The organism is Bradyrhizobium sp. ISRA442, from assembly GCF_038085055.1.
Classification (GTDB): domain Bacteria; phylum Pseudomonadota; class Alphaproteobacteria; order Rhizobiales; family Xanthobacteraceae; genus Bradyrhizobium.
The window spans coordinates 139,476-152,633 of sequence record NZ_JALGCN010000008.1 but is presented as its reverse complement, the minus strand read 5'-3'; the positions used below and the strand labels follow the sequence as shown (position 1 = coordinate 152,633).

The window sequence follows — 13,158 nt, the reverse complement described above, 5'->3', positions numbered from 1 at the left end:
GAACCTCTTCCTCGTAATGTGCACCAATACCAGAGTGATTCTGGTCACAGTTGCCTGCGCCAGCCGCTGCTAAGTATCGGACCAGACGGGGATCAATCGCATACAATCGAATTGGATGAGAAAGCCCATGAGAAGCCTGATAGGCGCCATTGTCGGCGTGTTTTGTCTTGCGGCGCCCGCCGCCGCGCAGACGCCGGCCGCGATTGTCGAGGACGTGCAGGGTAAGGTCGACGGTATCGCCTTCATGGACTATGTGGCGCCGGGCAAGATCATCAAGCTCGGGCCGAAGGCGAGCGTCACGCTCAGTTATCTCAAATCCTGCATGCGCGAGACAATTAGTGAAGGCGTCGTTCTGGTCGGCACCGAGCAGAGCACGGTGCAGCTCGGCGACGTGCAGCGCGCCAAGGTGCCCTGCGACGCCAATGCGGCGCAGCTCTCCGAGCGCCAGGCGAACCAGGGGGCGGCGACCACATTCCGCACCATGCGATCCGACGCGAAGGGCACGCCCACAAAGCTGCCGACGATCTACGGTGTCTCGCCGCTGGTCCAGGTCAGAAGCGGCAGCACGCTGGTCATCGATCGCATCGACGGCAAGGAGGCCTCGATCAGCGTGCCGCTGAAGGGCGAGATTCTGGTCGCCGGCAAGTTCTACGACTTCGCCAAGGCCGGCAAGACGCTGACGCCGGGCGCAACCTATCTCGCAACCCTCGGCGCGAAGCGCTACACGTTCCAGGTCGATGCCCGCGCCACCTCCTCGCCGACGCCGATCGTCGGTCGCCTGCTGCGGCTCGAATAGGCGATTCCCAACGCGCGATGCGGCGGATCGGCAGACGGGACATCGTTGCGGCAATCCTGATCGCGCTCCTTTCGGGTGCGCTCTTCAACTCCCCGCCGCTTCATGCCCTGCAAGGTCTGTCGCTCGACATCCTCACGGCGCTGCGCGGCAAGCTCGTCGGTGACCACCGCGATCCCGCCACGTCACCGGTCATCGTCGTGGCGATCGATGGAGAGACCTATGACACAGCGCCCTTTAAGGGATCGCCGACGCTGACCTGGACGCGCGAGATCGGCCGGGTGCTCGGAAGCATCACCGACGGCGGCGCCAAGGCGATCGGCTTCGACATCATCTTTCCGAGTTCGATCGAGCAGTCGGAAATCCCCTTCGGCGAGGCGCCGCTCGGCGCGCGCATGAAGGGGTTTGACCGGGACTACCTCATCGCGCTCAGGCAAATGTCCGATGCCGGCAAGTTGGTGCTCGGCGAGATCCTGAGCCACGATCATCCGGACGTCCCCTACCGCGCACAGCAGGTAGCGGTGCGTAACAACGTCCGCGCTCTCAACGTCCATACCGATCCAGACGACATCATCCGGCGGATGCCGCTGAGTTTTCCCATTGGTGGCAAGCCTATTCCCGCAATGGCCGTCGAGCTCGCCTCGCGCGCACTGGGTGCGAAACCCGAGTTTGCGCCTGATGGTGCGATGACGCTGGCGGGCTACGCGATCCCAAGCGCCGAGACGAACACGCTGACGCTCAACTTCCGCGGATTAGGCCGCGATGTCCCGACATACTCCTTCGCCGACCTGCACGCCTGCGTCGAGAAGGACGACCCCGACTTCTTCCGCCGCGCCTTCGACGGCAAGGTCGTGCTGCTCGGCACCGTCCTCAACTTCGAAGACCGGAAGCTGACCTCGATGCGCCTGTCCGGCGGATATGACGGGACGCCGGCCGCACGATGCGCCCTGCCGGCCCCGGCGCACGCTGCGGCGGCGCGCAGCGATGTCGCCGGCGTCTTCGTCCACGCCACCGCGGTGCGGAATCTGATGGAACGCGATGCTGTGACGGAGCTCGGCTTTCCGCTGCGGACCGCACTCACGATCCTGTTCGCGATGATCATTGCCTGCGCGGCTTGCGTGCTCACACCCGCCAGCGCGATGGCGGCTTATATCGCGCTCACGGCCGTTTACGCTGCGCTGGCCGTGAGCCTATTCGTCCATGCCTTAGCGCTGCCCCTGACCGAGCCCGCGCTGGCGGGTCTTGCCGCGATCGCAATGATGATCGGCTACCGCTTCGTCATCGCCGACCGCGACGAGCGCTTCCTGCGCAAGAGCTTTGCGCTCTATCTCGCGCCCGAGGTCATCGACACCATGATTGCCTCAGGCAAGATGCCGGCGCTCGGCGGCGAGATACGCAATGTCACCATGTTCTTCTCCGACCTCACCGGCTTCTCCTCGATCGCCGAGAAGATGACGCCGGGCGAATTGGTGGCGTTGATGAATCGATACCTGTCCGCCATGACCGACATCATCGAGAGCCATGGCGGCTACGTCGACAAATATATCGGCGATTCCATCGTCGCGATGTTCGGCGCGCCGGCCGATGATCCCGCGCACGCCCGCAACGCGGTCCGCGCCGCCCTGAAGTGCCATCAGAAACTGGCCGAGCTCAACGCCGGCAATGCCGCGTTCGCAGGCCGCGGCCTGTCGCACCGCATCGGGCTGAACAGCGGCGAGGCCGTGGTCGGCAATATCGGCTCCCGGCGCCGCTTCAACTATACGGTCATGAGCGACACCGTGAACGTCGCCTCGCGGCTGGAAGGCGCCAACAAATACTATGCGACCTCGATCATGGCCTCCGAAATGACGGTCGCGCAGACCACCGACAGCTTCGCCTGGCGCGAGCTCGATGCCGTCAGGGTTTTGGGCCGGCACGAGGTGATCAAAGTGTTTGAGCCGCTGGCCGAGCGAGGGGCAGAGACGGCGGAACAGATGAAGGCGGCGGCAGGCTACGCTGAAGGGCTTGCGCATTGGCGGGCGCGAGAATTCGCCAAGGCGGCAGATTGCTTCGACCAGGTCGCCGCAACCGATGCTCCGTCAGCACTATTTGCCAAACGCGCGAAGGAGCTCGCTACCTGCCCGCCTTCGGCGGACTGGACGCCGGTCAACACGCTCAAGGGAAAATAGCGGCCCTCGACGCCGATGGGCGGTCGTGGCCCGTTGCGTCGCCGGTCACAACCCGGAGAGCCCTCTTTTTCGAACCCATGACATGGCGTAGTCTAAATCGAGCTGCCCTTCGAGACGGGACGGGCCGACGTCGCCGGTTGCCGGAACGGGCGGCGAGCAGGCCGTCGGCAGGCATCGCAGTCTGAAAGCAGCGCCGACCTTCGTGGCGCTCCCTCAATTTTTCAGCATGAAGCAAGTTGGCCCGCCGCGCGCGGCAGGCCATGCGCACGTGTACCTCAGGGAGGATCGACATGGCGACATTCATACTGACGATCGACTGGACCGACCAGGGAATTCGGAATGTCAGGGAAGCTCCCAAGCGCAGCGAAGCGGCAAAGGCGCTTGCCAAGAAAGTCGGGGTCGAGATCAAGGACATCTATCTCACCTCCGGCGCGCATGACCTTCTCGTCCTCGCCGAAGCACCGCTCGGCGACCACATCACAAAATTCGCGCTTGCGCTCGGCTCCCTCGGCAATGTGCGTACCAGCACCTCACGCGCCTGGACCGAGGCCGAGTGGACCAAGCTGATATCCGAGCTCCCGTAAGCGACTTCGGAGTCTCGACGGGCCTGTGCCCAGTGCGGATTGGCGCAGGCTCGTCCACCGAAGCCGAGAGCGAGACTTTGTGCCGATATCATGAGGAGGTCAGGCCATGGAGATCGAAGCCACGACGTTCGGCACGATCACGATTGACGGAAAGACCTATGAACACGACGTGATCATTCGTCTGTCCGGCGAAGTGGCGAAGCGGAAGAAAAAGCTGTCGAAGAAGTACTACGGCACCTCGCACGTCCTCTCGAAGGACGAGGCGAAGTTCATCTTTGAAGACGGATGCGAGCAGCTCATTCTTGGGTCGGGCCAGATGGGCAATGTGCATCTATCGCCGGAAGCGGAGGCGTATTTTGCGAAGAAAGGTTGCGCGGTCCTGCTCGAGCCGACCCCGGAGGCAATTCATACGTTCAACCGCTCGCATGCCAGGAAGATCGGCCTTTTTCACGTCACCTGCTGAGCAATCCACCGCCCTTAAAACGGCAGCCCGACATAATTCTCCGCGAGCAGGCGCTGCGCCGTTTCGGACGAGAACAGATATTCCAGCTCGGTCTGCTGGAGCCTGTCTTCATACCCGGAACGGTCGGGGAAACGATGCAGCATCATGGTCATCCACCAGGAGAAGCGCTGCGCCTTCCAGATCCGCGCCAGCGCCTTGGCCGAGTAGCCCTCCAGGCCGGAATCATCGCCCTCCTGATAGTGCGCGAGGAGGCCATGATAGAGATAATAGATGTCCGAGGCGGCGCTGTTGAGCCCGCGCGCGCCCGTCGGCGGCACGATGTGGGCAGCATCGCCGGCGAGGAACAGGCGGCCGTAGCTCATCGGTTCGGCGACGTAGCTGCGCAAGGGAGCGATGCTTTTCTCGATCGACGGGCCCGTGAGCAGACGGCCAGCGACCTCGTCCGGCAGGCGCAGCTTCAGCTCGGCCCAGAATGCATCGTCGGACCAGTCCTCCACCTTGTCGGTCAGCGGCACCTGGATGTAGTAGCGGCTCAGCACCTGCGAGCGCAGCGAGCATAGCGCGAAACCGCGCCGGTGCTTCACATAGATCAGCTCCGGGTTGACCGGCCTGGTGCGTGACAGGACGCCGAGCCAGCCGAACGGATAGACCTTCTCATATTCGCGCAACACGTCCTTCGGAATCGACTTGCGGCTGACGCCGTGAAAGCCGTCGGCGCCGACGATGTAGTCGCAATCGACCCGGATGGTCTCGTCGTTCACACGGTAGGTCACGAACGGCTTGTCGGAGGTGAGGTCGTGCGGCGTGACGTCCTCGGCATTGTGCACGACCTTGCCGCCAAGCCGGTCGCGCGCCTCGTAGAGGTCGCGCGTCAGCTCGGTCTGGCCGTAGACCAGCACCGAATTGCCGCCGGAATGACTGTGCAGATCGATGTGGGAGAGCACGCCGTCATGAGCGATCTCGAATCCCTTGTGGATCTCGCCCTCGCGGTCCATCCGCTCGCCGCATTGCGCCTCGCGCATCAGCTTGGCAAAACCGTGCTCGAGCACGCCGGCGCGGATACGGGCGAGCACGTGCTCGCGGCTGTATTTCTCCAGCACGACCGTCTCGATGCCCTTCAGGTGCAGGAGCTGGGACAACAGCAACCCGGACGGGCCACCGCCGATGATGCAGACCTGAACTTTCATTTTTGCGTCCTCCCGTCGGAGCGCTTTTTGCAGATTTTGCGCCGCAAACCGATGGAGGGTTTCGCCTTTGTCTTGTACAATTCGAACATGAGAACCGCAGCCCCTTCCCCGGCCATCCGGGTCTATAACCTGTTCGGCGAGTCCGGCGATCTGCCCGATGTCGTGCATTGCGAGACGATCGCGTCACGCTCGGTCTTGCACGACTGGACGCTGGCCGTGCACCGGCATGCCCGGCTGCACCAAGTGCTCCTGATCGAGCGCGGCGGCGGCGAGGCGACGCTCGACGGGCGCGCGGTGCCGCTGAGGCCGATGCAGATCGTCAATGTGCCGGTCGGCCACGTCCACGGCTTCCGTTTCGTGCCGGGCACGCAAGGCTGGGTGCTGACCATCGCCGCGGAAATCCTTGACGAGGCGCTGCTTGCCTCGGAAGGCCTGCGCGGCGCGTTGTCGCGATCGGCCGTGGTCCGCGGCACGCCGCAGATCCGCACGACCATGAAACAGATCTTTGCCGAACATGCGGCGCGTGATTTCGGCCGGGCCCATGTGCTCCGCGCGCTATCGGCAGCGATGATCGGGCTCGTCGCGCGCGCGCTGATGAGCGAGAGCGGCAGTAGTGGAACGGCCGAGTCAGGCCTTTTCCGCCGCTTCGAGGCGCTGCTCGAGGAGCATCATCTCGAGCGCTGGAGCGTCGCGGATTATGCCAAGGCGCTGGCGATCACGCCGACGCATCTCAACCGGGTGACGCGGGCGGCGACCGGCGATACCGCCTCGCACCTGATCCTGAACCGCCTGATCCGCGAGGCACGGCGCAATCTCGTCTACACCAACCTGCCGGTCTCCACCATTGCGTATGCGCTGGGCTTCGAGGATCCCGCCTATTTCAGCCGTGTCTATGCCGCTGCCACGGGCCTCTCGCCGCGCGCCTTTCGCGTGCAGTTGCATGGCGGCGCAGATTGACGTGTCGGGCGTTCCAACGGCCAGGCGTTGCTACTGATGCGCCTTCTCCTGCCGGGACTCCGTTTCTTCCGGATGCGCCTTCTCATAGTGGAGAAAGAGGTCGAGCAACGCCAGCAGCACGATGACGATGCCGAAGCCGATGCTGAGATGCATCGCGCGCGTGTGCGCAAATCCAAGCAGCCAGGGTGACACGATGAGCCAGACGCCCATCAGGACATTGATCCATTCCTCCCAGTCGCGATAGGCGATGATGGCAGCCAGCGAGAGGATGCCGATGATCGCGCTCGTCACCCAGAGATCGATCTTGCCCTGGCTGATAGTCAGCTTGAACAGCCACGGGGATATGAAGAGCACAGCCGCGAGGAATAGATTGTAGACGTCTGGGACGGTTTCGCGCTCTTGCAACCTGCTCATGACACATCTCCCGCGGGGATATGCCGATGGAATCATTCGGAGGGAGTTTGGTTCCAGGGCAGCAGGCATTGCCCGGATAGACTTTGGTCGGAGGCCAGGCTGCGAGCCGTAATGGCCTTTGTTGCCAGCGCGTGTTGCCGGCGCCGCCACTTACCTTCGTATATAGCGCCCTATCCTTTGGATAGCTGCCCTTTACCTCCGTACAATTGAGCGGGAAATGCGCACGCCTTAGCGTGGCTGCATTCGGCGCCCTGGCGCTGGTGGCATGGACCTCCCTAACCTTGGCGCAAGACGGCCACACCCTGTCCGGCCGTCTGCGCTGTCTTTTTCAGCAAGCCATCGGCGATTTCAGTGTTTTCTGCGGAACTGGAGATTTGTGCATAATGTCTTCGCTTGAGAAGATCGCACTCTTCATCGATGGCTCCAATCTCTATGCCACCTCCAAGGCGCTCGGTTTCGACATCGACTACAGGCGCCTGCTCAGCGAATTTCACGGCCGAGGCAGGCTGCTGCGGGCCTTCTACTACACCACCGTCATCGAGGATCAGGAATACTCGTCGATCCGCCCGTTGATCGATTGGCTCGATTATAACGGCTACGCCGTCGTCACCAAGCTCACCAAGGAATTCGTCGACGCCACCACCGGCCGCCGCAAGGTGAAGGGCAGCATGGATGTGGATCTCGCCGTGAATGCGATGGAACTCGCCGGGCATGTCGACCAGATCGTGTTGTTCTCTGGCGATGGGGACTTTCGTTCGCTGGTGGAAGCCCTGCAACGCCGCGGCGTCCGCGTGACGGTCGTCTCCACGCTCGCCACCCAGCCGCCCATGGTCGCCGACGAACTGCGCCGGCAGGCGGACGTATTCATTGATTTGGCAGAGCTGAAACCAAAAGTGGGGCGCGATCCGGTCGAGCGGCCCGGATCGCGCGAGATGCGTCAGCCGCCGCAATTCCTCGCGCGCGGAGCGATCAATCGCGGCGACCGGGTGGAATGATCCCGCGCAACGGCCGCGGGATTATCAGACGTCGAAGAACACGGTCTCCTCCGGCCCCTGCAAATTGATCGTGAAGGAATATACGACCTTGCCGGCGCGCTCGCCGCGCTTTGCGATCAGCGTCGACCGCCGGATCGGCGGCTCGACCAGGTTGAGCACGGGATCGGCGGCGTTGGCCGCTTCCTCGTCCGAGAAATAGAGCCGCGTGTTCAGCCCGATATTGATGCCGCGGGCGACGACCCAGACATTGACGTGCGGCGCACATTTGCGCCCCATCCTGTCGGTGATGGCGCCGGGCTTGATCGTGTCGAAGGTGACGAGGCCGCTGTCGAAATCCGAGCCCGCGCGGCCCCAGCCGCGGAAGTCTTCGTCGAGCGCACCGGCGGAACGATCGGCAGGATGATTGTAGCGGCCGGCGGCATTGGCCTGCCAGATTTCCAGCAGCACATCGCGCAGCGGCGAGCCGCTGCCGTCGAGCACGCGGCCTTCAAGCGTGATGCGCTCGCCTTCCGTGTTCGGCGTCACCAGGACGTTGGAAAAGTTCTTCTCGAAGATGTCGAAGCCGGCCATCGCCGGGATCAGGCCGATATGGACATAGGGCCCGGCGGTCTGCGAGGCGGTTTCCTTGAGGTAATTGAGCGGCTGCGGCATTTGCTCAGTTTCCTTCGGTGCGGTTTTCGAAATAGGTCGAGCGCGCCCCTCGCAGCACGATGTCGAAGCGGTAGGCGAGCGAATCGAACGGCGTAGAGGCGTTGAGATCGAGCGGAGCAACCAGACGCTCAAGCGCGTCCTTGTCCGGGATCGTCGTCAGGATCGGGCAGACCGGGATCAGAGGATCGCCCTCGAAATACATCTGCGTGATCAGCCGCTGCGCAAAGCCCGAACCGAACACCGAGAAGTGGATATGGGCTGGACGCCAGCTATTGACGTAGTTGCGCCAGGGATAGGGACCGGGCTTCACCGTGCGGAAGTAATAATAGCCGGTGTCGTCGGTCAGCGCGCGGCCGCAGCCGCCGAAATTCGGATCGATCGGTGCGAGATAGGTGTCCTTCTTGTGCCGGTAGCGGCCGCCGGCATTGGCCTGCCAGAACTCGACCAGGGTGTTCGGCACGCCGCGGCCGGTCTCGTCGAGCACGCGGCCGTGAACGATGATGCGCTCGCCGACGGGATCGCCGTCCTTGGCGTAGTTGCGGATCAAATCGTTGTCGAGCGGGCCGAGATCGTTGTGCCCGAACACCGGCCCGGTGATCTCCGAAATCGAGCTCTCCAGCGATAGCAGCGCCTGGCGCGGCGAGCGCAGCACTGAGGACTTGTAGCCGGGCGCATGCGCCGGCGGATGGATGGAGCGGTCGCGCTGGAAGAAGCCGCCATCACGAAGCGGCGGCGTGAATGGCTCGGGGCGGTTAAGGCGGGGATCCTGCAAGGCTGGAATTGGCGCCTGGGCGTTCATCGGCGTTGGTCTCTCCCTCTGGCGTCCGGGTCCGGGCGCACGGTTAATCTGGAGATCATGGCTCCGGCCATTCTCAAGATAAATAGATGGATTATAATGAATTGCATGAAAGAAATTGATCATTTGGCGCTCGACGGCCACGCCCTCGAACTGTTCCTGGCCGTGCTGGAGGAAGGCTCGGTGACGGCAGCGGCGACGCGGCTCGGCCTGACGCAATCAGCCGTCAGCCACGGATTGAACAAGCTGCGGCGGATCGCCGGCGATCCGCTGTTCGCCAAATCCGGGCGCGGCATCGTCGCCACCGCGCACGCCCAGGCGCTGGCGGTAAAGGCGCGCGCGCTGATCGACGAGATGCGGAGCTTTGCTGGCGGCATCAGCTTCGAGCCGGCGCGCGCGCAGCTTTCGCTGACGATCGCAGCCAATGATTTCCAGCGCGATCTGCTGCTGCCGCGGTTCTTCGATCATGTCGCGGACAGGGTGAAGAGCCTGAACCTGCGCGTGATTCCCTCGCAGTCACCCTCGCCTGCCATGCTGCGCGAGAACCGCTGCGATCTTCTGATCACGCCGCTGCCGCCGTCCGGCGTCGACATCGTGCAGAAGCGTCTCCTAAGGGATCACTACGTCTGCTACTACGATCCCAAGGCACGCGCCGCGCCGGGTAGCCGCGCCGCCTATCTCGCGGCCCGCCACATCACCGTGGTCTATACCGACAATGAGCGGCTCGATTTCGACCGCCGGCTCGCCGCGAACGGCTTCCATCGCGACATCGCGATCTCCGTGCCGAGCTTTTCCGGCGTGCCGTCCTTCCTGCGCGGCTCCGACATGCTGGCGAGCATGCCGAGCCTGCTGGCTTCCGGCGTGATGGGTGGCTTCGCGCAAGCGCGCATTCCTCTGGCCTCGCGCAGCCGGACGCTGGCCGAGCTGCCCATGTTCATGGTCTGGCACCAGCGCTATCAGAAAGACCCGGCCCATCGCTGGATCCGAAGCCAGCTCGAGACCGTGGCGGCAACGACGGCCGGCGACTGATCCTTGGTCACGGCTTGCGGAAGCCTGCCCTTCGCCAGACCCACTGGTTGCGACGCGGCAGCCACGCTAGAATTCGTCCATGACCGTGACCGATATTGCGAGCAGGACCTACAATCATAGCTGGCGGCTGGATCCCATCATCCGCAGCCTGCTCGATACTGACTTCTACAAGTTATTGATGTTGCAAATGATTCGGGAATCCTACCCGGATCAGAAGGTGACCTTCTCGGTGATCAACCGCTCGCGCCATGTGCGGCTTGCCGAGACCATCGACGAGGGCGAGTTGCGCGCCCAGCTCGACCATGCCCGCACCATCCGCTTCACCAAGAAAGAGCTGATCTGGCTTGCCGGTAATACCTTCTACGGCAAGACCCACATGTTCTCGGCCGATTTCATCCGCTGGCTCGCCGAATTCCGCTTGCCCGAATACGAGCTGCGCAAGGTCCAAGGTCAGTACGAGCTGCACTTCCATGGGCCTTGGACCCACACCACGATGTGGGAAATTCCGGCGCTCGCCATCCTCAATGAACTGCGCTCGCGTGCGGCGATGAAGGACCGCGGCCGGTTCGAGCTCGACGTGCTCTACGCCCGTGCCAAGGCCAAGCTCTGGACCAAGGTCGAGCGGCTGCGCAAGCTGGAGAATTTGCGGCTGTCCGACTTCGGCACGCGCCGCCGCCACGGCTTCCTGTGGCAGCGCTGGTGCGTAGAGGCGGTGAAGGAAGGGCTGGGTTCGTCCTTCATCGGGACGTCCAACGTGCTGTTGGCGATGGACAACGATCTCGAAGCCATCGGCACCAACGCGCATGAGCTGCCGATGGTGGCGGCCGCGCTCGCGAAGGACGATGAGGAATTGCGCTGGGCGCCCTATCGCATCCTCGACCAGTGGCGCCAGACCTATGGCGGCAATCTCTTGATCGCGCTGCCCGATGCCTTCGGCACCAAGGCCTTTCTGCGCGACGCGCCGGAATGGGTCGCCGACTGGACCGGCTTCCGCCCGGACAGCGCCCCGGCGATCCAGGCCGGCGAAGAGATCATCAAATGGTGGGAGACGAAGGGCCGCAATCCCAGGGACAAGCTGCTCGTCTTCTCCGACGCGATGGACGTCGGCTCGATCGAGGATACCTATCACCATTTCGTAGGCCGCGTGCGGCTCTCGTTCGGCTGGGGCACCAACCTCACCAACGACTTCGTCGGCTGCGCACCGGACGGCTCTTTCGATCTCGATCCGATCTCGCTGGTCTGCAAGGTGTCGTCGGTCGACGGGCGTCCAGCGGTGAAGCTCTCGGACAATCCGGAGAAGGCGACCGGCATGCCCTCCGAGATCGAGCGTTACCTGCGCGTGTTCGGCAATGCCGGTCGCGTGCGTACGCCCGTGCTGGTCTAGTGTTGTAACTCCGACAGTCCCAATTCCGTCATTCCGGAGCCCGAGCGGAGCGACGGAGCCCGGAAATCCATCTGGCCGCAGAGTACGTGGATGAATGAATTCTCGCGACTTCGTCGCGCCCCGGAATGACATTGAGTGAATCAGACGTAGAGACACAACATTAGCGGCGACCGATTTCTCTCGATCGAGTAAACCACGCACGAAGAATTCGACAGATTGTTCGCTCGGATGCTGTGCCAGTTCCGGATTCGCGGCATTTGCGACGATCTGCCTGCATCCACTTCACAGCGCCTTCACCCTGCAACACGGTCGCTCCGCTCTTCAGGTCGAGTTAAGCAGCGTTCCAGCCGACTTCGCGTTATCAGCGAGCGCTCCGCTGGGGTCGTTGAGCGATTTGGGGAACGTAGAGTGTCTCGCAGAACAGCGACGTCGGCGAAGGGACGCAACTTCGTTCATGTCATCAAGCTCGTCTCGCCTTTCGTCATGGTCGTGGTGCTGCAGGCGACGATCGCCGGACTCAGCCTCGAAGTGATGTCATCGGTCCGCGCCTATGTCGCCGGCGAGGCGATGTGGTCACGATCGCAGAAGAACGCCGTCTACTTCCTCAATCTCTATCTGCATTCGGGCGAGGCGAGCCAGTTCGCGCACTACCGGACCTCCCTCGCCGTTCCCATCGGCGATGAATACGCAAGATGGGCGCTCGAGCGCGACCCGGTCGATGTCGAGACGGCACGCATCGGCTTCCTGCAAGGCGGCAACCATCCCGACGACGTTCCCGGATTGATCTGGCTGTTCCGCTATTTCAGCCGCATCAGCTTTTTCCAGGAGGCGATCCGGGAATGGACCGCCACCGATCCCATGCTGCTGGAGCTCGGCATCCTCGGCGATGTTATCCGCAACGATCTCAAGAACGGTCTCATTCGGGACAGCGGCCGCTTGCAGCTCCTGTCGTCGCGGCTCTCGGAGCTGAACAGCCGGTTCACCAAGCATGCCAACCGGTTCTCGACGGTGCTTGGCGAAGGCTCCCGCACCATCAAGCTGACGTTGACCTGCGTGAACATCGTCACGGCCGTGACCCTGATCCTTCTGCTGATCTGGCATACGCGACGGTTGGTTCTGCAACGCCAGTCGTTCGAGGATGCGTTGCATGAGGAGAAGGAACGTCTTGCCTGGCAGGCCTCGCACGACTGGTTGACGGGGCTCGCCAACCGGCGTGCCTTCGAGGCGCGCCTGCAATGCGAGCTCGACGGCGCCGGCTCACTGGCCTTGATCCTGATCGATCTCGACCAGTTCAAATCCGTCAACGACACCTACGGCCATCTCGCCGGCGATCGTCTGCTGACCCAGGTGTCGCGCCTGCTGCAGCGGGACCGGCAACCGCACGATCTGGTCGCCCGGCTTGGCGGCGACGAATTTTGCATGATCCTGCCGCAATGTTTGCCGCTCGACGCTGTCGATATCGCCGAGCGGCTGCGCAAGTCGCTCGAGCTGTTCAACTTCGTCTGGGACGATCGCTGCTTCGGGGTGACGGCCAGCATCGGCGTCGCCTGCATCTCCGACAGCAACACGACGCTCGAGCAGGCCATGCATCGCGCCGACGTCGCCTGCTATCGGGCCAAGGAAAAGGGACGCAACCGGGTTCAGGTCGACACCGCAAGGTCCGAGATCATCACAGTCCAGACGCGGCAGCGCGAAATTGCCGTCGCGCGAGGCTGATGGTCCGCAGGGGCGATCGGC

13 protein-coding genes are annotated in these 13,158 nt (G+C 63.2%); 9 read left to right on the top strand and 4 right to left on the bottom strand.

The features are described from left to right. Positions 1-127 precede the first annotated feature (127 nt). From MTR72_RS18870 to MTR72_RS18855, 4 genes are all read left to right on the top strand, one after another. The gene (locus MTR72_RS18870) at positions 128-796 is read left to right on the top strand and encodes a hypothetical protein (RefSeq protein ID WP_280969385.1); all 669 of its coding nucleotides are present in this window, start codon (positions 128-130) and stop codon (positions 794-796) included. 17 nt (positions 797-813) lie between these two features. Next, positions 814-2,961, top strand: coding sequence for an adenylate/guanylate cyclase domain-containing protein (locus MTR72_RS18865; protein WP_341510823.1), 2,148 nt, complete (start codon positions 814-816; stop codon positions 2,959-2,961). A gap of 290 nt (positions 2,962-3,251) precedes the next feature. Beyond that, positions 3,252-3,545, top strand: a complete 294-nt coding sequence (locus MTR72_RS18860; protein ID WP_341510822.1) for a GYD domain-containing protein — start codon at positions 3,252-3,254, stop codon at positions 3,543-3,545. Positions 3,546-3,651: 106 nt separating this feature from the next. Next, positions 3,652-4,008, top strand: coding sequence for an Mth938-like domain-containing protein (locus tag MTR72_RS18855; protein WP_280969382.1), 357 nt, complete (start codon positions 3,652-3,654; stop codon positions 4,006-4,008). A gap of 14 nt (positions 4,009-4,022) precedes the next feature. Here MTR72_RS18855 and pobA read toward each other — a convergent pair whose 3' ends face one another. Continuing rightward, positions 4,023-5,195 (bottom strand): 4-hydroxybenzoate 3-monooxygenase, encoded by a 1,173-nt coding sequence (gene pobA / locus MTR72_RS18850; protein WP_280969381.1) that lies wholly within the window; start codon positions 5,193-5,195, stop codon positions 4,023-4,025. Between the two features lie 51 nt (positions 5,196-5,246). Here pobA and MTR72_RS18845 point away from each other — a divergent pair, with 51 nt between their 5' ends. Then, the gene (locus tag MTR72_RS18845; protein WP_280970910.1) at positions 5,247-6,152 is read left to right on the top strand and encodes a helix-turn-helix domain-containing protein; all 906 of its coding nucleotides are present in this window, start codon (positions 5,247-5,249) and stop codon (positions 6,150-6,152) included. A gap of 30 nt (positions 6,153-6,182) precedes the next feature. Here the strand turns inward: MTR72_RS18845 and MTR72_RS18840 are convergent, their stop codons facing one another. Beyond that, entirely contained in the window at positions 6,183-6,566 is a 384-nt protein-coding gene (locus MTR72_RS18840) for an SPW repeat protein (protein ID WP_280969380.1), read from the bottom strand. 383 nt (positions 6,567-6,949) lie between these two features. Here MTR72_RS18840 and MTR72_RS18835 point away from each other — a divergent pair, with 383 nt between their 5' ends. Further along, complete coding sequence (locus MTR72_RS18835; RefSeq protein WP_280970909.1) at positions 6,950-7,561, top strand: LabA-like NYN domain-containing protein; 612 nt, start codon at positions 6,950-6,952, stop codon at positions 7,559-7,561. A 24-nt stretch (positions 7,562-7,585) separates the two neighbouring features. Here the strand turns inward: MTR72_RS18835 and pcaG are convergent, their stop codons facing one another. Further along, on the bottom strand, positions 7,586-8,212 hold the full coding sequence (pcaG, locus tag MTR72_RS18830; RefSeq protein ID WP_280969379.1) for a protocatechuate 3,4-dioxygenase subunit alpha: 627 nt from the start codon (positions 8,210-8,212) through the stop codon (positions 7,586-7,588). A gap of 4 nt (positions 8,213-8,216) precedes the next feature. Beyond that, the gene (pcaH, locus tag MTR72_RS18825; RefSeq protein ID WP_280969378.1) at positions 8,217-9,011 is read right to left on the bottom strand and encodes a protocatechuate 3,4-dioxygenase subunit beta; all 795 of its coding nucleotides are present in this window, start codon (positions 9,009-9,011) and stop codon (positions 8,217-8,219) included. A 96-nt stretch (positions 9,012-9,107) separates the two neighbouring features. Here pcaH and MTR72_RS18820 point away from each other — a divergent pair, with 96 nt between their 5' ends. The 3 genes from MTR72_RS18820 to MTR72_RS18810 all read left to right on the top strand — a co-directional run bounded on the left by MTR72_RS18820 (position 9,108) and on the right by MTR72_RS18810 (position 13,137). Beyond that, the gene (locus tag MTR72_RS18820; RefSeq protein ID WP_280969377.1) at positions 9,108-10,037 is read left to right on the top strand and encodes a LysR family transcriptional regulator; all 930 of its coding nucleotides are present in this window, start codon (positions 9,108-9,110) and stop codon (positions 10,035-10,037) included. Positions 10,038-10,116: 79 nt separating this feature from the next. Then, positions 10,117-11,421, top strand: coding sequence for a nicotinate phosphoribosyltransferase (pncB, locus tag MTR72_RS18815; RefSeq protein WP_280969376.1), 1,305 nt, complete (start codon positions 10,117-10,119; stop codon positions 11,419-11,421). 408 nt (positions 11,422-11,829) lie between these two features. Continuing rightward, the gene (locus MTR72_RS18810) at positions 11,830-13,137 is read left to right on the top strand and encodes a GGDEF domain-containing protein (protein WP_280969375.1); all 1,308 of its coding nucleotides are present in this window, start codon (positions 11,830-11,832) and stop codon (positions 13,135-13,137) included. The last annotated feature ends 21 nt before the right edge of the window (positions 13,138-13,158 follow it).